This is a genomic window from Leifsonia sp. AG29 (assembly GCF_009765225.1).
Lineage (GTDB): Bacteria > Actinomycetota > Actinomycetes > Actinomycetales > Microbacteriaceae > Leifsonia.
The window spans coordinates 1,174,291-1,193,038 of sequence record NZ_VMSF01000001.1 but is presented as its reverse complement, the minus strand read 5'-3'; the positions used below and the strand labels follow the sequence as shown (position 1 = coordinate 1,193,038).

The window sequence follows — 18,748 nt, the reverse complement described above, 5'->3', positions numbered from 1 at the left end:
AGCGACATGGCGGACAGGCTGGAACTCGGCATCGACACGTTCGGCGACGTGACGCTCGACGGCGACGCCACGCCGCTGCCGCACGCCCAGGTGCTTCGGAACGTGGTCGAGGAGGGTGTGCTGGCCGACCAGGTCGGGCTCGACGTCTTCGCGGTCGGTGAGCACCACCGGGTCGACTTCTCCGTCTCGGCGCCGGAGGTGGTCCTCGCCGCCATCGCCGCCCGCACCGAGCGCATCCACCTGAGCTCGGCCGTGACGGTGCTCAGCTCCGACGACCCGGTCCGGGTGTTCCAGCGATTCGCGACGCTCGACGCGGTATCGGGAGGGCGTGCCGAAGTGATCCTCGGCCGCGGCTCGTTCATCGAGTCGTTCCCGCTGTTCGGCTTCGACCTCGCGCAGTACGAGGAGCTCTTCGAGGAGAAGCTCGAGCTGTTCGCCGAGCTGCGCAAGCAGGAGCCCGTCACCTGGGCGGGCAAGCTCCGCCCGGGACTGACGGACCAGTCCGTGTTCCCGCACGTCGAGCACGGGCTCTTGACGACCTGGATCGGTGTCGGCGGCAGCCCCGAGTCCGTCGTCCGGGCCGCGCACTACGGCCTCCCGCTGGTCCTCGCCATCATCGGAGGAGGCCCGATGCGCTTCCAGCCGCTGGTCGAGCTGTACCGCAACGCCCTCGAGCAGTTCGGCGGCGACACGAGCCTCCCGATCGGCGTGCACTCCCCCGGCTTCGTCGCTGAGACGGATCAAGAAGCGAAGGACACCCTCTGGCCGCACTACGAGGTGATGACCAACCGCATCGGGCGCGAGCGCGGCTGGCCACCGGCGTCGCGCGCCCGCTTCGAGCACGAGGCCGGGCCGGACGGCGCGCTCGTCGTCGGCTCCCCCGAGACGGTCGCGCAGAAGATCGCCTACGCTTCGCGCGGGCTCGGGCTCTCCCGGTTCGACATCAAGATGAGCAACGGCACTCTGCCGCATGAGGACCTCATGCGCTCGATCCGGCTCTACGGCACGGAGGTCGCGCCTCGCGTCCATGAGCTATTGTCGTAGCCGCGCGAAGCGCACCGCGGGAGTGGTGAAACTGGCAGACACGCAGGATTTAGGTTCCTGTGCTTCACGGCGTGAGGGTTCGAGTCCCTTCTCCCGCACCGTTGCCGCGGGGTCTCCCTCCACAGGATGATCTGGGGAGGCCGAACACGTTTTCGCACAGAACGTGAAGGTTGCTCCCACTAAACTCGGGCTGAGCTGCCGCTCGCTTCCCGTACCCCATTGGAGACCCGTGATCCACCACGCCGGCCTGATCCCCTGGCTCGACCCGCAGACCATCATCCACTCGGCTGGTCCGTGGGCTCTGCTCGTGGTCGCCGCCATCGTGTTCTCCGAGACGGGCCTCCTCGTCGGGTTCCTGCTGCCGGGCGACACGCTGCTCATCATCTCCGGTCTCCTCACGCACACGTCGCTCGTCTTCGGCGTCGACATCTGGTGGGTGTGCCTCGCGATCGCGTTCGCGGCGTTCCTCGGCGGCGAGGTCGGCTACCTCATCGGCCACAAGGCCGGCCCGCGGATCTTCGAGCGGAAGGAGACCGGGCTCTTCTCGATCGAGAACGTCCGGCGGACCAACCGCTTCTTCGAGCGCTTCGGGGCGATCGCCGTCGTCATCGCGCGCTTCGTTCCCGTCGTGCGGACGTTCGCTCCGGTCGCCGCCGGCGTCGGCCACATGAACTACAAGAAGTACTCGCTCTACAACGCCATCGGCGCCCTCCTCTGGGGCGCGGGACTGACGTACGGCGGCTACCTCATCGGCTACATCCCGCCGGTGGCGAAGTTCGTCTCGAGCTACATCGACGTCATCCTGCTGGGGGCCGTCGCCATCTCGGTCGTCCCGACCCTCTGGCACTACTTCTCGTCGGTCCGCAAGGCGAGGCGCAAGGCCGCGGCCGAGGCCGCCGAGCAGTCGCTCGCCGCGCCTCCCGTCGTCGACCAGCCCGCGTCCACGCCGGAGGCGTGAGCCGGGTCTTCGCACCGGAGGCGTGAGCCGCCCCTCCGGTCAGCGGTGGAAGTCGTCCTCGTGGTCGGCGTGCTCGGCGGGTTCCAGCTGGAACGTCGAGTGCTCGACGTCGAAATGCTCGGACAGGCACCCCGAGAGCTCGTCGAGGAGCCTACCGGTGCGGCCACCGCTGAACACGGCCGGATCGCAGACCACGTGGGCGGTGAACACCGGGGCGCCGGAGGTGATCGCCCAGACGTGGACGTCGTGGACGGCGACGACCCCCTTCGTGCCCAGGATGTGGTCGCGGATCTCGGCGACGTCGGTGTCGGCCGGTGCCGACTCGCTCAGCACGCGCACGACATCGCGCAGGAGGCTGTACGCGCGCGGCACGATGAGCGCCGCGATGACGAGGGAGGCGATGGCATCGGCGGGAGCGAATCCCGTCGTCAGGATCACGACGGCGGCGACGATGACGGTCGCCGACCCGACGAGGTCGCCGAGGACTTCGAGGTAGGCGCCACGCATGTTGATGGAGTGCTCCGCCGCGGGGCGGAGGAGCAGCAGGGCGGCGGCGTTGGCGACGAGTCCGATCGTCGCGGTCACGAGCATCGGAACACTGTGCACGTCCGTCTCGCCGGAGATCAGGCGCCCGATGGCGCCGATCGTCACGGTGACGGCGACCACGACGAGGATCACCCCGTTGATCAGGGCTCCGAACACCTCCGCTCGCCGGAAGCCGAAGGTCTGACGATCGGTCGCCGGACGGGCCGCGACGATCGTCGCCATGAGCGCGACCACGAGCCCGGTCAGATCGCTGAGCATGTGACCCGCGTCGGCGAGCAGGGCGAGGGATCCGCTCAACCCGGCGCCGACGAGCTGCACGACGAGCACCGCCAGCACGATCGCGATGGCGATCAGGAGGCGGTTGCGATTGGCCGAGTGGCCGTGGTCGTGACTCATCGCCTTCTACGGTAGAGAGAAGCGGACGCCTCCACCAGGCCGCTGGCCTAGATGGGAATGAGTGGCGTTCTCATCCGGCTGTGGAGACCAGGTCGCGGAGCGCCGGGACGATCGCGGCGAACGCGCGGGCGCGGTGGCTCTCCGCGTTCTTCTCGTCGGGCGAGAGCTCGGCAGCGGTGCGCTCCTCCCCCGCCGGGATGAAGATCGGGTCGTATCCGTGCCCGTGCTCGCCCCGGGCCTCCCGCGCGATGCGCCCCGGCCAGATGCCCTGCACGACGACGGGCTCGCTCTGCGGCCCGGCCCCGACGAGCGCCAGCGTGGCCGTGAAGTGCGCGCCGCGGTCTGCGTCGCCGATCTCGGCGAGCTGGTCGAGGAGCAGCCGGAGGTTCGCCTCCGCGTCGCCGTGCCGTCCGGCCCATCGGGCTGAGAAGATGCCGGGCGCGCCTCCCATGACGTCCACGCAGATGCCCGAGTCGTCGGCGAGCGCCGGCAGACCGGTCGCCGCTGCGGCGGCGCGCGCCTTGATCAGGGCGTTCGCCGCGAAGTCGACCCCGTCCTCGACAGGGGTGGGGCCGTCGTACGCGACGATCTCGAGCCCGGGCACGGCGTCTCCGAGGATCTCCTGGAACTCGCGCGCCTTGTGCTGGTTGTGCGTGGCGAGGACCACCCGGACGGTCATGCGCCGGGCGCGTCCGTGCCGACGGCCAGCGCGGCCGCCTGGATCGCCGCGAGCTCCGCGGTCCCGCCGAGCGCCAGGTCGAGAAGCGAGTTCAGTTCGGCGCGGTCGAACGGCGCGCCCTCGGCCGTGCCCTGGACCTCCACGAAGAGGCCCTTGCCCGTCACGACGACGTTCATGTCGGTCTCGGCGCGCACGTCCTCGACGTAGGCCAGGTCGAGCATCGGGGTGCCGTCGATGATCCCGACCGACACGGCCGAGACCGAGTCGGTGAGCGGCGTCGCCTTCTGCGCGATGAAGCGGCGGTCCTTCCCCCACTGGAGGGCGTCCGCGAGGGCGACGTAGGCGCCGGTGATGGCCGCCGTGCGCGTTCCGCCGTCGGCCTGGAGGACGTCGCAGTCGAGCACGATCGTGTTCTCGCCGAGCGCCTTCATGTCGACGACCGCGCGCAGGCTCCGGCCGACGAGGCGGCTGATCTCGTGCGTGCGGCCGCCGACCTTACCCTTCACGGATTCGCGGTCCATCCGCTCGTTGGTCGAGCGCGGCAGCATGGCGTACTCGGCGGTCACCCAGCCGCGCCCCTTGCCCGCCATCCAGCGCGGCACGCCGTTGGTGAAGGAGGCCGTGCAGAGCACGCGGGTCTCGCCGAACGACACGAGCGCCGAGCCCTCGGCCTGCCGGCTCCACCCGCGCTCGATCGTGACCGGCCGGAGCTGGTCGGGGGTGCGGCCGTCGGCGCGGGCGGTGTCGGTCATACGGGGTCTCCTCGGAGGTGGGGTGCGGGGTCGGGGTGGTCAGAGGGGCAGATCGATGACGCCGGTCTGGACGAGGTCGACGGTCGCGACCTCCGGGCCGATGAAGCGGTGGGCCAAGCGCAGGAACGTGCCGGCGTCCTCGCCGGTCGCCTCGTAGCGGATGACCGGAGGCGTGCTGGAGCGTCGCTCCAGATCGCCGGCGACGAGCGTCCGGTACACGTCCTTGGCGGTCTCCGTGTCGCTCGAGACCAGCGAAACGCCTTCCCCCATGACGTAGGAGATCGCGCCCTTCAGGAACGGGTAGTGCGTGCACCCGAGAACGAGCGTGTCGACCTCGGCGTCGCGGAGGGGCTGGAGGTACTCGGCCGTGACGCGCAGCACCTCCTCGCCGCTCGTGACGCCCGCCTCCACGAACTCGACGAACCGCGGGCAGGCCTGGGAGAAGAGCTGGAGGGAGGGGGCCGCGGCGAAAGCGTCCTCGTAGGCGCGGGAGGCGACCGTGCCGACCGTGCCGATGACGCCGACGCGTCCGGTGCGCGTCGCCGCGACGGCTCGGCGGACCGCCGGCTGGATGACCTCGATCACGGGCACGTCGTACCGTTCGCGAGCGTCGCGCAGCACCGCGGAAGACGCGGTGTTGCAGGCGATCACGAGCATCTTCACCCCCTGCTCGACGAGGAAGTCGAGCACCTCGAGCGAGTAGCCGCGCACCTCGGCGATCGGCTTGGGCCCGTAAGGAGAGTGGAGGGTGTCCCCGACATACAGGAGCGATTCGTTGGGGAGTTGATCGCGGATGGCGCGTGCGACCGTGAGCCCGCCGACTCCCGAGTCGAAGATCCCAATCGGCGCATCCGTCACAGCACTCCAGCCTACCCCGGCGGCCGCGCTGGGTAGGCTGGGCGCGTGACCGAGACGAGAACGTCCTCCGCACTGCTGACGGACCGCTACGAGCTCACCATGATCGACGCCGCCCTGCTCGCGGGGACCCACGACCGCGAGTGCGTGTTCGAGGCCTTCACGCGGCGCCTGCCCGCCGGGCGGCGCTACGGCGTGCTCGCGGGCACCGGGAGGCTGCTGGAGCTGATCGAGCAGTTCCGCTTCGGTGACGAGGAGCTCCAGTACCTCCAGGACAACCACGTCGTCCGCGACGAGACCCTCGACTGGCTCGCGGGGTACCGCTTCTCGGGCACGATTCGCGGCTACCGCGAGGGCGAGCTCTTCTTCCCCGGTTCTCCCTTCCTCATCGTGGACGCCCCGTTCGCCGAGGGAGTCGTCCTCGAGACCCTGCTCCTCAGCGTGTTCAACTACGACTCGGCGGTCGCGTCGGCGGCCGCGCGTATGGTCTCCGCGGCGGTCGGACGCCCGCTCGCCGAGATGGGATCGCGCCGCGCCGACGAGCGCGCGGCCGTCGCGGCGGCGCGCGCGGCCTACATCGCCGGGTTCTCGGCGACCTCGAACCTCGAAGCCGGACGAACCTGGGGCGTTCCGACCATGGGGACGGCGGCCCACGCCTTCACGCTTCTGCACGACAGCGAGGAAGACGCCTTCCGCGCTCAAGTCGACGCGCTCGGGCCCGGGACGACCCTCCTGGTGGACACCTTCGATGTCGAGAAGGGGATCGAGACGGCCGTGAAGGTCGCCGGCCCGGAGCTCGGGGCCGTGCGACTGGACTCGGGGGACCTTCCCAAGCTCGTCCGTCAGGTCCGGGACCAGCTCGACTCGCTGGGCGCGACCCGGACCCGCATCACCGTGACCAACGACCTCGACGAGTTCACGATCGCCGCCCTCGCCGCCTCACCGGTCGACTCGTACGGGGTGGGGACGTCCGTCGTCACCGGCTCCGGATACCCCGCATCGGGCATGGTCTACAAGCTGGTCGCGCACCGCAGCCGCGGCAGCGAGGGCGACTGGATCCCCGTGGCCAAGAAGTCCGACGGCAAGGCGAGCATCGGCGGCCGGAAGCACCCCGTTCGCCGGCATGACGCATCGGGGACCGCTGTTGCCGAGGTCGTCCATATCGTGGAGGCCGGAGACGTGCCGGATGACACCGGGCGCGACCTGCTCGTGCCGCTCGTGACCGACGGTTCCGTGCACCGCGAGCACCTGGGCGCCGAAGGCACGCGGCGGGCCCGCGAGCACCGCGAACTCGCCATCAGCGAGCTTCCGGACGAGGCGTTCCGGCTCGGACGCGGTGACCCGGTCATCCCTACGATCTTCGAGTGATACCGCTCGGCGCCCCCGCGCCGGCGCTCACTCGTCGCGGAGCTTCTCGTAGATCTCGCGGCAGGTCGGGCAGACCGGGAACTTCTCGGGATCACGGTTCGGCGTCCACATCTTGCCGCACAGCGCCTTGACCGGCTTGCCCGTGACCGCGGACTCGAGGATCTGCTCCTTCTTCACGTAGTGCGAGAAGCGCTCGTGATCCCCGGGCTCCTGGTTCTGGAGGAGCTCCTCGAGTTCGCGGTCGAGCGTGGCCGCGCCTCCGCCCGAGGGGAGTCCGCCTGGTTCGGAGATGCTGGCGTGATTCATCCCTCCAGTGTAAATCGGGCTCGACCGCCCGGGGCCCGGAGAGCTCGGATCAGTCGTTGCGATTGGCGAACGCCATGAGCTCCGGACCGCGCCGGTCGAAGGCCCGGCCGCCGAGCCAGATGCCGCCGAACAGCACCGCGAAGCCGATCACGACGGCGACCACCGGCGCCACGCCGAGCCAGAACGGGCTCTCGGTCAGACCCAGCACCATGAAGACGATGACCGGCGACGCCAGGACCAGGATCGCGAAGAAGCTCAGCGACTGCACCAGAGCGGCGGAGGCGCCCGAGGTCTGGGGCTGGCTGAAGGCGCTGTCGCCCGGCTTCGTGGCGGGATACGGGAAGAGCACGGAGAAGAGGCTCGACAGGCCGAGCCCGATCACGAGGATGGCCCCGCTCAGCGCGGCGACCGACGGGAGCACCGCCCAGTCGCCGAACACGATCGTGGTGGCGACGGATCCGATCGCGATCACCGGGATGCCCACGAGGACGGGCGGGAACATCCGGCCGATGCGATCCGCCGTTCCGCGGGTGCCGGAGACCAGGTGCAACCAGATCGCGGTGCTGTCGTAGGCCAGGTCGTTGTGGATGCTCCAGCCGAGGAACAGGCACACGAGCGGGAGGGGGACGAGCGCGACGTAATGCACCGGCAGCCCGGAGACGGTCAGTGCGACGATGACGAAGACGGGCACGACGGGGATCATCACGATGGACACCCAGTACCGGGCGTCGCGGCCCCAATAGGTCATGGACCGCGCCGCGATGGCGGCAGTGGGCCCGCCCGGCAGGCGGTCGAACCAGCCGAGGCCCTGATAGCTCCGCGCGTGCGGGGCGCGTTCGGGCGACACGAGGAGGCGCGCGGACAGCGCCGTCCAGGCGAGCCACAGGAGACCGAGGCTCGCCAGCGCGACGAGCAGCTGCAGCAGGGCGGTGCCCCACTCCCCCTGAGCCGCGGCACCCGGCACCGACCACGCGGCTCCGAGCGGGGTCCACGCCAGCCAGCCGGACCAGCCGTTCAGGGCGCCGAGCCCGTCGTGGTTCCAGTCGACGGCGAGAAGGAGCCAGATCACCGGGGCAAGCAGGACGAGGATCAGGATGCCGATCACGCCTCCGGCCTCACGGGTGCGGCGCGACGCGAGGAACAGCGAGGCGATGGCCGTCGAGACCCGGGACGCCAGGACGCAGGTGAGCACGACCACGGGGACGCAGATCACGGCCAGCAGCGCGGTCACCGGGTCGCGGGACCAGGTGATCACCGTCGCCGCCGTGCACACCGTGAGGACGACGGAGGGGATGCCGATCAGCCCCGCGACGAGGAGGCCCGCCGAGAGCTGCCGGTCCGGGATCCCGAAGAGCGCGAACTTGCGCGGGTCGAGGGTGTCGTCCACCCCGAAGAGCAGGGGCAGCAGGAAGAAGCCCGCGACGACCACCGACCCCGTCACGACGATGATCGTGTGGACGGCCGACGCGTCGGGGACGAGGCGGGCCGCGACGAGCGCCGCCACGACGAGGACGGCGATGAACGCGCCGTAGAGCAGACCGACGACGAGTCCGACGACCTGCCACGGGCTCCGCCGGAAGGCGTTGCCCATGAGCTGGAGTTTCAGTCGGAGAAGCTGTGCAACCACTCCATGCCTTCCGCTGCCTTGCGCCCGCCGGCGAGATCGACGAACCGCTCCTCCAGCGTCTGGGCGCCACGGACCTCGTCGATGGTGCCGGAGGCGAGGACCTGACCACGGACGATGATGGCGACGCTGTCGCAGACGCGCTCGATCATGTCCATGCCGTGGCTGGACAGCACCACCGTCCCGCCGGCGCGGGTGTACCGCTGGAGCATGTCGATGACGTTCGCCGCCGAGACCGGGTCGACCGACTCGAACGGCTCATCGAGGACGAGGAGCCGGGGCGAGTGGATCATCGCAGCGGCCAGGGCGATCTTCTTGGTCATGCCGGCCGAGTAGTCGGCGACGAGGCGATCGAGGGCGTCCTCGATGCCGAAGGCCGCGGCCAGGTCGGAGGTGCGCGCGCGGACGGTCTTCGCGTTGAGCCCGCGCAGAGTCCCGGCGTAGTGGAGGAACTGCGCCCCCGTCAGGCGGTCGAAGAGCCGGAGCTTGTCCGGCAGGACGCCGATGACGTGCTTGGCGCGAACCGGCTCGGCCCACACGTCGACGCCGTGGACGACGGCGCGCCCGGCGTCCGGCCGGAGCAGCCCCGTGACGACCGAGAGCGTGGTGGTCTTCCCCGCGCCGTTCGGCCCGACGATGCCGTAGAAGGAGCCTTCCCGCACGTCGAGGCCGACGCCGTCGACAGCGACCGTGTCGCCGTACCGCTTGGTCAGGCCCTCGATGTGAAGGACCACAGGACGCGTGTCGACCGCCGGAGCAGGAGCCGGGGCCGGCGCCTTGCGTGTGGAGGCGCGGGGGGCGCGGGTCTTGGTGGCTGTCGGCGCCTTCACGGTCGCGGCCGCCGCGGTCGTGGAGCGCTTCCGGGGAGCGCGCGTGCTCGACCCGGCGGCAGCGGCGGCCGTCTTGGCGGGTGGGCGCTTGGCCGGCTCGGCCGCCCCCGTCGGTGCATCGGTCTCGGCCACTGCTTCCCCCCTCTGCGCAGCCTTCGCGGAACCGGGCTCCACGACGTCCGTCGGGCCCGGTTCGGGCTCGGTGGTCTGCGGACGTGCGTGCTCGGAACTCACCCCGCTAACGTACCAAGCCCCTCCCGCCCGGCGAACCCCCGGGGCGCCTCCGGGCGTTTCCATCCCCTAGGAAACACCTGTGAGGAACATAACGACCCCGCAACGAGATCCGTCAACCCCCTGCCCCCGGACAGGGGGCCCGGTACTCTGGCGTAGGCATGAAGGAGTGTCTCGACGCGTAGTGTGCGGATGAACGCCGGATGAATCCTTCCTGACGGCGCGGCCACGGCCGCCCTCGCCGCACGGATCCCAAGGAGAAGATTGTGACGACCCAGGTAGTGATTCTGGCGGCCGGCATGGGCAGCCGACTCGGACGGAGCCTCCCGAAGCCGCTGACCGAGCTCAGCGACGGCCGCACGATCATGCAGCAGCAGTTCGACAACATCCACGCGGCCTTCGGCAAGGACGTCAAGGTCACGATCGTCGTCGGCTACAAGCTCGAGCACATCATCGAGGCCTTCCCCGACGCCGAGTTCGTCTACAACGAGCAGTACGACCAGACCAACACGTCGAAGAGCCTGATGCGTGCATTGCAGGCTTCCGCACCGGGCGGCGTCCTCTGGATGAACGGCGACGTCGTCTTCGACCCGGCGGTGCTGGTCCGCGGAGCGGCCATGGTGGCCCGTGACCAGACCTTCGTGACCGTCAACACCTCGTCCGTCGCCGACGAGGAGGTCAAGTACACGACCGGCCCCGAGGGGTACATCCACGAGCTCTCCAAGACGGTGAAGGGCGGCCTCGGCGAGGCGGTCGGGATCAACTACATCTCCTCCGCGGACAAGCCGGCGCTCCTCCGCCAGCTGCAGCGCGTCGCCGACCAGGACTATTTCGAGCGCGGGATCGAGCTGGCCATCCAGCAGGACCGCCTCCTCGTCGAGCCGGTCGACATCTCCGACCTCTACGCGGTCGAGGTGGACTTCCAGGAGGACCTCGAGCGGGCGAATCTTTTCGTATAGTCGAAGCCGCGTGAGCATCTCACGCAGCTTCGATCAATACGATGGGTTCCCGTGACCAGCACATTCGCCGAGGTGCGCCCTGCGCAGCGCACGCCGTTCGCGCGCTACCGGCACTCCCTGTGGCTGCTGACGAAGCGCGACCTCCGCGTCCGGTACTCCACGAGCGCGCTCGGGTACATCTGGTCGATCCTCGACCCGCTCGTCATGAGCGGGATCTACTGGTTCGTCTTCACGGTCATCTTCCACCGCAACGTCGGTGAGAACCCGTACATCGTCTTCCTGCTGGCCGCGCTCCTCCCGTGGATGTGGTTCAACGGCGCCGTCTCGGACGGCACCCGCGCGTTCCTCCGCGAAGCCAAACTGATCCGCTCGACGATGATCCCCCGGACGATCTGGGTGAACCGGATCGTCGCCTCGAAGGGCATCGAGTTCCTCCTCTCGCTGCCCGTGCTGGCGTTCTTCGCCGTGCTCACGGGGGCGAAGATCAACGTCGACATCCTCCTGTTCCCGCTCGCGATCGTCATCCAGACGGTGCTGACGGTCGGCGTCGGGCTGATCGTCGCGCCGCTGGTCGTCTTCTTCCGCGACCTCGAGCGCGCGGTCAAGCTCGCGCTCCGATTCCTCTTCTACGCGTCGCCGATCATCTACAGCGCCCGCGACCTTCCGGGCGGCTGCGGCAACGGCATCGCTGCGAAGCACTGCGCTGCTTATCTAGCCACCCACCCCGGCGCGCAGAGCGACACGCTGTTCTCGCTCCACTTCTGGTCGGCGTTCAACCCGCTCACGGGCATCTTCAGCCTCTACCGGGCCACGTTCTTCCCGGAGGAGCTGGACTGGTTCCTGGTCGGGGTGAGCGCGGCCATGTCCCTGCTCCTGCTCGGCATCGGCTGGCTCGTCTTCCGGCGGTTCGAGCGCGACGTCCTGAAGGAGATCTAGGTGACACCGGTCATCTCCGTCGACGGGCTCGGCGTGCGCTTCCGCCGCAACCGGGGCGCTCGGCGATCGTTCAAGGACCTCTTCTCCTCGCGAACGCGCCGCGCGCGCCCGGACGACTTCTGGGCCCTGCGCGACGTGACCTTCCGGGTGCAGCCCGGCGAGGCGATCGGCGTGGTGGGGAGGAACGGACAGGGCAAGTCGACGCTCCTCAAGCTGGTCGCCGGAGTCCTCCTGCCCGATGAGGGCTCCGTGGCCGTCACGGAGGGCGTCGCGCCGCTGATCGAGATCACGGGCGGCTTCGTCGACGACCTCACGGTGCGGGACAACGTGTACCTGACCGCGGGCCTGCACGGCATGAGCCGGGCGCAGATCGACGAGCGCTTCGACGAGATCATCGGCTTCGCGGAGATCGGCGACTTCGTCGACACCCCGTACAAGCACCTCTCGAGCGGTATGAAGGTGCGCATCGCCTTCTCGGTCATCTCGCAGCTGGAGGAGCCCGTCCTCCTCGTCGACGAGGTCCTGGCCGTGGGCGACCGCGGGTTCCGGGAGAAGTGCTACAAGCGGATCGAGGAGATGCTCGCGAACGGCCGCACCCTCTTCTTCGTGTCGCACAACGAGAAGGACCTTCGGCGGTTCTGCGCCCGCGGCCTCTACCTCGACAAGGGCACGCTGGTGCTCGACGGCCCGATCGAAGACGTCCTCGAGCTCTACAACCGCGACTACGGCAGCTGATCGACCGATCCCCGGGGCGCTGCCCGGGGCGATCGGCCCTCCCCAGGAGAAGACTCGACGACTTCTCCCCAGATCGGGCCTCTATGCCCGATCTCGCCGTTCGAGCGTCGGACGGCGCGGCTAGCTTGGGCGGCATGAACGGTCTTCGCATCCTCCGCAGTCCCTCTGTCCCTCTTCGACCGCGCCGCACCGCCTACCGCGTGCCGTGGCGCGTCGACCGCTCCAGCGCGCCTCACTACCGGTTGGTGAACACGGGCAGGCACGAACTCCGCGGTGTGACGGTGAGCCTCGCCGGGCCGGCCAGCCTGCGGGTGCATTCGCCCGCCTCGGTCCGGCCCGGAGAGGCCGTGCGCGCGACGGTCACCGGTGGCGACCTCGCGCGCTCGGCTCTGCTCGTCGTGCGCTGGTTCGCTCCCGACGGTCGCGAGTACCTCTGGCAGTTGAGCTTCTGAGCTGCCGAGCGCCGGTGGGGCGGATCCGGCCGCCCCACCGGCGCTCGCCCATGCGCATCGGCGAGTGCAAAACCTGCATTTCTGGGCCGGAGAGCATGAGGTCCGGGAGGGGAGGCGTCGCCGCTCTGGAACGGGCGGTCTCCTCCGCCTAGTCATGGAATATGAAACAACCACTGTCCCCGGCTGCCAGCCTCTTCGGAGAGCGCGTGCGCCGGGCGCGGGTAGAGCTCGGACTCAGTCAGGAGACCGTCGCCGAGCTCGCCCTCATGCACGTCACCAACTTCGGCAAGATCGAGCGCGGCGTCGCCAATCCCAGCCTGCTGACGATCCTCCGGATCGCCTGCGTCCTCGACACCGACATCGCCGCGCTCACCGAGGGGCTGAGCAGCGACCACCTGCCGGACGAGCTCGCGGTGCTGAACGCGACGGATTTCATCCGCGAACGGGACCGTTATCTCCGCGGGTGAGCAAACGCAATCCCCTCGCGTCCGCAGACTCGCCACCTACACTCGGTAGGGATGGCCAAGAAGCAGCAACCGTTCGTCTCCGTCACCGGAGGACCCGCACGCGGCGGGGACACCCCGCGCGCGGTCGACACGACGCTCGACCGTCTCATCGGCATCCATCGACCGGTCGTGCTCGCGCACCTCCGGTCGCTCCGGAAGAGGTACCCCGGCGCCACGGGCCCGGAACTCGCCGCGATCCTCGAACGACGCTATCTCGCCACGGTCACGACCGGCGGCGCCGCAGTCGGGGCGACCGCCGTGATCCCCGCGATCGGAACAGGGATCACGCTCGCCCTCTCCGGTGTGGAGACCGCGGCCTTCCTCGAGGCGACCGCCCTCTACGCGCAGTCCCTGAGCGAGTTGCACGGCATCGCGGTCGACGACCCCGAGCGCGCACGCGCCCTGGTGCTCACGATGATGCTCGGGCGCGAGGGCAGCGATCTCGTGCGCCAGCTCGCGGGTCAGCTCGCGGGCGGCAGCGTCACGCGCACCGCGTACTGGGGCGAACTGGTCACGTCGAGCCTGCCGGCGATGGTCGTCGGCCCCCTGGTCGACAAGCTGAAGAACTCGTTCATCCGGCAGTTCGCGGTGCGCGGCGGCGCGAGCATCATCGCTCGGGCCATCCCCTTCGGGATCGGCGCCGTGATCGGCGGGGCCGGCAATCACATCCTGGGTCGCCGCGTGGTCGACAACTCGAGGCTGGCGTTCGGCCCCGCACCGATCGTGGTGCCGGAGGCGCTCGCTCCCCGGCAGGGGCCGGGCCCGGTCTACCGCCTGGGCTCCGCCGCCGGCTCGCGCATCACGACAGCGGGGACGCTGCTGCGCGGCGTCATGCCCCGTCGCCGACGCAGCGCCGACCCAGGACCGGCTCAGACCGAGATCACGGACGGCCCGACGACCTGACCGTCAGACGACCGGCGGCCGACCCGCGACGGTCATCCGGGCGACCGTGCGCCATCTGATCGGACGCCGCTCCCCCGGGTCGCTGCGCCACCCCTCCACCCAGCCGCCGAACCACGCGCGGAGCACGGCGGGGCGCCGGAACCAGCGGAGCAGCTGAATGCCCGTCCAGGCCCCCACGTAGATGGGCACGAGCGGGAGCGGCAGGTTGCGCCGGGCGAGCCAGACCCGGTTCCGTGCGTTCAGCCGGTAGTAGTACGCGTGACGCGTGGGAGACGTGGCGGGGTGCTCGGCGACGAGGTCGCCGGCATACCAGACGCGCTTGCCCTGGTCCCAGACCCTCCAGGCGAGCTCGATGCCCTCGTGGGCGTAGAAGAAGGGGGCCGCCCAGCCTCCCGCTCGTTCGAACACGGCTCGGGGCAGCACGACGGCCGCCTCCAGCACGGAGAAGACGTTGCCGGACTGGCCCGGGTCGCCCTTGCGGATCCGCGGGATCCAGCGCCGTGGCGCGGGGCGGCCGGCCGGATCCTGCAGGCGGGGCTGGATCAGCCCGATGTCCGGGCGGACCTCGAGAAGCGCGACGGCATCGGCGAGGAACGTCGAGGAGGGGATGTCGGCATCGTCGTCGAGGAAGAACAGCCACTCCCCCTCGACCGCCGTGACGCCGCTGTTGCGCCCGGCGGGGATTCCGAGATTCTCCGGCAGGGCGAGAGTCGCCACGCCGTCCGGGAGCGGCGGGTCCGCTCCGGCGGGATCCCAGCCGTTGCCGACGACGACCACGTCGGTCCGGACGCCCTCCTGCCGCAGCACGGAGTCGAGTCCGCGGCGGAGCTCAGTCGGTCGCGTGCCCTGGGTGAGGACGACGACCCCGACCGCAGGAGGCGCCGCGGCGTCAGCCACGAACCCTCCGCGAGGCCATGATCGTGACGAAGTGGCCGACGACGGCCAGGATCGACAGCGGGACGAGCACCGAGAGCAGGATGCGGTCCGCCAGCGTCGCACCGATGAACAGCCCGACGATCGAGAAGAGGAAGATCAGGATCGTGAGCTCCACCGAGTGGTACAGGCGGTGGAAGGGCAGGAACCGGGCCGCCCGGCGCAGACCGGCGATGAGGCCGTGGGTGGGCGCGTACTCGGCCTGCGTGTCGGCGAGCTTCGGCAGACCTGCGTTGGCCCGCGCGACGCGCACCATGTCGTTGAGCGCCTTGTTGAGCACGATGACGAGAGCCAGCAGGGTGCCGAGGTTGGTCCACAGGAAGTCCTGCGGCGCCTCGAACGGGTAGCCGGCCGCCCGGATTCCGAGCACGATCGCGATCAGCGTCTCCGTCGTGTAGTGGCCCACGTTGTCGAGGAAGATCCCGGCCGGAGACGAGGTGCGCCTCCACCGGGCGACCTCTCCGTCGCAGCAGTCGACGAGCATCTGGAGCTGCCCGAGCACCAGGGCGAGCGCGGCGCCCCCGATCCCGGGGATCAGCAGGCTGGCGGCGGTGGCCCAGCCGGTGAGGATCATCAGCCCGGTGACGCCGTTCGCCGAGATCGACGTTTTGAGCAGGAGCCACGTGAGGTACGGGGACAGGTTGCGCAGGTACAGGGATGCCGTCCAGTGCTCGGCGTTGCGCCGGCCCCGGACCTCGGGCGGCTGCGCGACGGCCTTCAGCTCGGCGATCGACGTGGGGCGGACGCCTCGGCCGGCGTCTCCTGGTGCGGACATGCCTACCTTCCGGTGTGGGCCGTGATGTTGCGGGTGAGCGACAGGTATCCGAGGATGAAGCCGATCCCCCACGTGAAGTGGATGCAGGGCAAGACTACGAGAAACCACAGGAGCGGGCGAAGGCCGTCGCGGCGACCCCAGACGAGGGCCGAGACCACGTCGATCACGAGGTAGAGCGCCGGCGCTGCGAACCCGATCAGCAGCCACGGCGTCGCGCCGAGGAGGGCCTGCACCACCCCGGCGAGGCCGAGGAGCGTACCGATCGCGACGCCGACGACCATCACCGGCGGCGCGAAGTAGCGCAGCCCGTTGGAGGCGGGGAAGCGGCGTGCCAGTTCGCCGCGCCAGATCCCCGTGGAGAGGAACTGCCGGGCCAGGCGGTACAGGTTGGGGCGCGGCCGGTAGGTGACCCGGAGGCGCGGCGTGAACCACACGACGCCGCCGCCGGCGCGGATCCGGCGGTTGAGCTCCCAGTCCTGGCCCCGCTTGATCTCCTCGTCGAACAGCCCGACCTCGACCAACCGGTCGCGCCGGAACACGCCGAGGTAGACCGTCTCGGCCGGCCCGGCCTCGCCGCCGACGTGCAGCTTCGTCCCCCCGAGACCGACCCTGCTTCCGTAGACCCGGGCCACCGCGCGCTCGAACGGCGTCGTGCCCTGCGCGTCCATCAGGCCGCCCACGTTGTCGGCGCCGGTCTCGAGCACGGTCTCGACCGCGATCCGCGCGTAGTCGGGCGGGAGCACGCTGTGCGCGTCGACGCGGATCACGATCGGGTAGCGGGAGGCGCGGATCGCCATGTTGAGCCCGGCCGGCGTCGAGCCCACGACGTTGTCGACCACCCGGATGCGCGAGTCGACCGCGGCGAGCTCCTCCACGAGCTCGTTCGTGCCGTCCATGCTGGGACCGAGGGCGATCGTGACCTCGAACGGCCCCGTGTAGTCCTGCGCGAGGAGGCTGTCGACCGCGGCGCGGACGTGAGTGACCTCGTTCAGCACGGGCATGACGTAGGACACACCGGGGAGGGTGTTCGCAAGGTCGTCCGGCATCCGTTCCATTCCGTCTCGGGTCGGCGTCGAGCTTATCAGCCGGTCACCTCCGCTCACGGAGAAGGCCGCCCGCGCGTGCGGACGGCCTTCTCGGTGCGCTTGGTCGGAGCCGGGGTCAGCTCGCGGGGAGCGAGCCCAGGGTGACCGTGGCGGACTTGGACTGCCCACCGCGGATGTACGTCACGCTGGCGCTCGCGCCGGACGGGAGCGCCCGGACCTGCGCCGTGAGGTCGGTCGCGTCGGTGATCGGGACGCCGTTGAAGTTGACGATGACGTCGCCGGCCTTCAGCCCGGCCGAGGAGGCGGCACCGCCGGAGGTGACCTCCTTGACGAGCGCCCCGACCGTCGTCGACTTGGTGTCGCTGCTGGCGTCGGCCACGGAGGCGCCGAGCAGGCCGTGCGTCGCGGATCCGTTCTTGATGATCTCGTCGGAGACCCGCTTGGCGAGGTTCGACGGGATCGCGAACCCGACACCGATGCTGCCGGACTGGCTGTCGCTGCTCGAGCCGCTGGCGCTGGCGATCGCGACGTTGACGCCGATCAGCTCGCCCTTGGTGTTGAGCAGCGCTCCGCCCGAGTTGCCCGGGTTGATGGAGGCGTCGGTCTGGACGACCGGCAGCGAGATCGTGCCCTTGGCCGAGCTCTGCTGCTGCCCCGAGCCGCCCTGACCCGGGAAGTCGAAGTTGAACGGGCTCTGGCCGCCGTTGTTGCCGTTGCCGTTGGAGCCGTCGTTCGACTTGGGGGCCGCGGAGGAGGCGATCGAGATGCTGCGGTTCAGCGCCGACACGATGCCGTCCGTCACGGTTCCCGACAGCCCGAGCGGGGCCCCGATGGCAACGGCGGTGTCGCCGACGTTGAGCTTGCTGGAGTCGGCCCAGGCCATCGGGGTGAGGTCGCTGGCGTTGTCGAGCTTGATGACGGCGAGGTCGGTGGTCGGATCGGTCCCGACGACCTTGGCGGTGTAGATCTTGCCGTTGTTGTCGGTCACGCTGATGCTGACATCCGAGGCCTGGCCATCGAGCGTCACCACGTGCGTGTTGGTCAGCACGTAGCCGTCTTTGCTGAGGACGATGCCGGACCCGGTGCCGCCGGAGCTGGAGGCGGTGACCGAGATCGTCACGACGCTCGGCGAGGCCTTCGCAGCGACGGCAGTGATCGTGGTCGCGTTGTTGGCGTCGTTGACGGTGATGTTCTGCGGGCCCGAGACCGTCTTGATCGTCGCGTCGTTGCCGCTGTTCGCGGCGTAGAGGCCGACGCCCGCTCCGGCGCCGGCGACTCCTCCGATGAGCGCGCCGATGGCCAGCGTGGCGATGATGAGACCGGTGTTGCGCTTCTTGGCCGGCCGCTCGGCGGTCGTGCCGGGAGCCGAGGCGTAGCCCTGGGGCTGAGCACCGTGGGCGTAGGGGTTCTGAGCGCCGGCGTAGCCGGACGGCTGCCCGAAGGCGCCGTTGCCGTAGTTCGGCTGAGCCGGTCCCTGCTGGCCGATCGGCTGCGCGCCGTACGGCTGGGGGTGCACGGGCTGCGGGTGAAGCGGCTGGGTCGGCTGCGTCTGCTGGCCCGGGTACGCGGGCTGGGGCGCGGTCGGCTGCTGCCCCGTCGGCTGGGGCGCGGTCGGCTGCTGCCCCGTCGGCTGGGGCGCGGGCGGCTGCTGCGCCGTGTCGTCGTGAGCCGTCGGCTGCGGCGCCGCCGGCTGCTGAGCGGTCTGGTCCGGCGTGGCCGGCTCCTGCGCCGCCTGCTGGCCGGCGGCCGCCGGCGCCTCCCGACCCTCCGCGCCCGACGGGGCGTCGGCGTCGTGCGCGGGCTTCGCGGGCTCCGGGGTGTTCGGGGTGTCGGTCATGGTGTTGCTCCTTCCAAGCACAGACAGCTTGGGATGCGAACCTGAACGTTCTATTTGCCGATCCTGTGGGCGACCTT

20 protein-coding genes and 1 tRNA gene are annotated in these 18,748 nt (G+C 70.2%); 10 read left to right on the top strand and 11 right to left on the bottom strand.

The annotated features are described in order from the left end of the window. The first annotated feature begins 6 nt into the window (after nt 1–6). From FPT20_RS05790 to FPT20_RS05780, 3 genes are all read left to right on the top strand, one after another. On the top strand, nt 7–1,044 hold the full coding sequence (locus FPT20_RS05790) for an LLM class flavin-dependent oxidoreductase (protein ID WP_158863453.1): 1,038 nt from the start codon (nt 7–9) through the stop codon (nt 1,042–1,044). A gap of 16 nt (nt 1,045–1,060) precedes the next feature. After that, nucleotides 1,061–1,142 (top strand) — tRNA-Leu (locus tag FPT20_RS05785). A 131-nt stretch (nt 1,143–1,273) separates the two neighbouring features. After that, nucleotides 1,274–2,002, top strand: coding sequence for a DedA family protein (locus FPT20_RS05780; protein ID WP_158863451.1), 729 nt, complete (start codon nt 1,274–1,276; stop codon nt 2,000–2,002). Nucleotides 2,003–2,041: 39 nt separating this feature from the next. Here the strand turns inward: FPT20_RS05780 and FPT20_RS05775 are convergent, their stop codons facing one another. The 4 genes from FPT20_RS05775 to murI all read right to left on the bottom strand — a co-directional run bounded on the left by FPT20_RS05775 (nt 2,042) and on the right by murI (nt 5,233). Beyond that, nucleotides 2,042–2,944, bottom strand: coding sequence for a cation diffusion facilitator family transporter (locus FPT20_RS05775; protein ID WP_158863449.1), 903 nt, complete (start codon nt 2,942–2,944; stop codon nt 2,042–2,044). 70 nt (nt 2,945–3,014) lie between these two features. Next, nucleotides 3,015–3,623 (bottom strand): RdgB/HAM1 family non-canonical purine NTP pyrophosphatase, encoded by a 609-nt coding sequence (rdgB, locus tag FPT20_RS05770; protein ID WP_158863447.1) that lies wholly within the window; start codon nt 3,621–3,623, stop codon nt 3,015–3,017. After that, entirely contained in the window at nt 3,620–4,375 is a 756-nt protein-coding gene (gene rph, locus FPT20_RS05765; protein WP_158863445.1) for a ribonuclease PH, read from the bottom strand. Before rph ends, rdgB begins: the two co-directional genes overlap by 4 nt. Before the next feature lie 39 nt (nt 4,376–4,414). Next, complete coding sequence (gene murI / locus FPT20_RS05760; protein ID WP_158863443.1) at nt 4,415–5,233, bottom strand: glutamate racemase; 819 nt, start codon at nt 5,231–5,233, stop codon at nt 4,415–4,417. Between the two features lie 45 nt (nt 5,234–5,278). Here murI and FPT20_RS05755 point away from each other — a divergent pair, with 45 nt between their 5' ends. Continuing rightward, a complete protein-coding gene (locus FPT20_RS05755; protein ID WP_158863441.1) occupies nt 5,279–6,598 on the top strand; it encodes a nicotinate phosphoribosyltransferase in 1,320 nt (439 codons plus the stop codon). 27 nt (nt 6,599–6,625) lie between these two features. Here FPT20_RS05755 and FPT20_RS05750 read toward each other — a convergent pair whose 3' ends face one another. Genes FPT20_RS05750 through FPT20_RS05740 form a run of 3 tightly spaced genes read right to left on the bottom strand, consistent with a single transcriptional unit; the run spans nt 6,626 to nt 9,490 of the window. Beyond that, nucleotides 6,626–6,904 (bottom strand): DUF3039 domain-containing protein, encoded by a 279-nt coding sequence (locus tag FPT20_RS05750; protein WP_158863439.1) that lies wholly within the window; start codon nt 6,902–6,904, stop codon nt 6,626–6,628. Between the two features lie 49 nt (nt 6,905–6,953). Next, nucleotides 6,954–8,495, bottom strand: a complete 1,542-nt coding sequence (locus tag FPT20_RS05745) for a hypothetical protein (protein WP_158863437.1) — start codon at nt 8,493–8,495, stop codon at nt 6,954–6,956. Nucleotides 8,496–8,506: 11 nt separating this feature from the next. Then, nucleotides 8,507–9,490, bottom strand: a complete 984-nt coding sequence (locus FPT20_RS05740; protein ID WP_233265402.1) for an ABC transporter ATP-binding protein — start codon at nt 9,488–9,490, stop codon at nt 8,507–8,509. Between the two features lie 365 nt (nt 9,491–9,855). Here FPT20_RS05740 and FPT20_RS05735 point away from each other — a divergent pair, with 365 nt between their 5' ends. The 6 genes from FPT20_RS05735 to FPT20_RS05710 all read left to right on the top strand — a co-directional run bounded on the left by FPT20_RS05735 (nt 9,856) and on the right by FPT20_RS05710 (nt 14,080). Beyond that, nucleotides 9,856–10,548 carry a phosphocholine cytidylyltransferase family protein gene (locus FPT20_RS05735; RefSeq protein ID WP_158863433.1) on the top strand — a complete coding sequence of 231 codons (693 nt, stop codon included), beginning with the start codon at nt 9,856–9,858 and terminating at the stop codon, nt 10,546–10,548. 51 nt (nt 10,549–10,599) lie between these two features. Further along, nucleotides 10,600–11,484: an ABC transporter permease gene (locus FPT20_RS05730; RefSeq protein WP_442786476.1), complete on the top strand. Its 885-nt coding sequence runs from the start codon at nt 10,600–10,602 to the stop codon at nt 11,482–11,484. After that, a complete protein-coding gene (locus FPT20_RS05725) occupies nt 11,485–12,219 on the top strand; it encodes an ABC transporter ATP-binding protein (RefSeq protein WP_158863431.1) in 735 nt (244 codons plus the stop codon). Between the two features lie 134 nt (nt 12,220–12,353). Next, the gene (locus FPT20_RS05720; RefSeq protein ID WP_158863429.1) at nt 12,354–12,671 is read left to right on the top strand and encodes a hypothetical protein; all 318 of its coding nucleotides are present in this window, start codon (nt 12,354–12,356) and stop codon (nt 12,669–12,671) included. Nucleotides 12,672–12,832: 161 nt separating this feature from the next. Continuing rightward, a complete protein-coding gene (locus tag FPT20_RS05715) occupies nt 12,833–13,138 on the top strand; it encodes a helix-turn-helix domain-containing protein (protein WP_158863427.1) in 306 nt (101 codons plus the stop codon). A gap of 51 nt (nt 13,139–13,189) precedes the next feature. Continuing rightward, nucleotides 13,190–14,080 carry a hypothetical protein gene (locus FPT20_RS05710; protein ID WP_233265401.1) on the top strand — a complete coding sequence of 297 codons (891 nt, stop codon included), beginning with the start codon at nt 13,190–13,192 and terminating at the stop codon, nt 14,078–14,080. Between the two features lie 3 nt (nt 14,081–14,083). Here the strand turns inward: FPT20_RS05710 and FPT20_RS05705 are convergent, their stop codons facing one another. From FPT20_RS05705 to FPT20_RS05690, 4 genes are all read right to left on the bottom strand, one after another. Further along, complete coding sequence (locus FPT20_RS05705; protein ID WP_158863425.1) at nt 14,084–14,977, bottom strand: glycosyltransferase family 2 protein; 894 nt, start codon at nt 14,975–14,977, stop codon at nt 14,084–14,086. After that, nucleotides 14,970–15,788, bottom strand: a complete 819-nt coding sequence (locus FPT20_RS05700) for a CDP-alcohol phosphatidyltransferase family protein (RefSeq protein ID WP_158863423.1) — start codon at nt 15,786–15,788, stop codon at nt 14,970–14,972. The genes FPT20_RS05705 and FPT20_RS05700 overlap by 8 nt, the downstream gene beginning before the upstream one ends. Before the next feature lie 2 nt (nt 15,789–15,790). After that, the gene (locus FPT20_RS05695) at nt 15,791–16,834 is read right to left on the bottom strand and encodes a glycosyltransferase family 2 protein (protein ID WP_158863421.1); all 1,044 of its coding nucleotides are present in this window, start codon (nt 16,832–16,834) and stop codon (nt 15,791–15,793) included. 115 nt (nt 16,835–16,949) lie between these two features. Further along, nucleotides 16,950–18,671 carry a S1C family serine protease gene (locus FPT20_RS05690; RefSeq protein WP_158863419.1) on the bottom strand — a complete coding sequence of 574 codons (1,722 nt, stop codon included), beginning with the start codon at nt 18,669–18,671 and terminating at the stop codon, nt 16,950–16,952. Between the last annotated feature and the right edge of the window lie 77 nt (nt 18,672–18,748).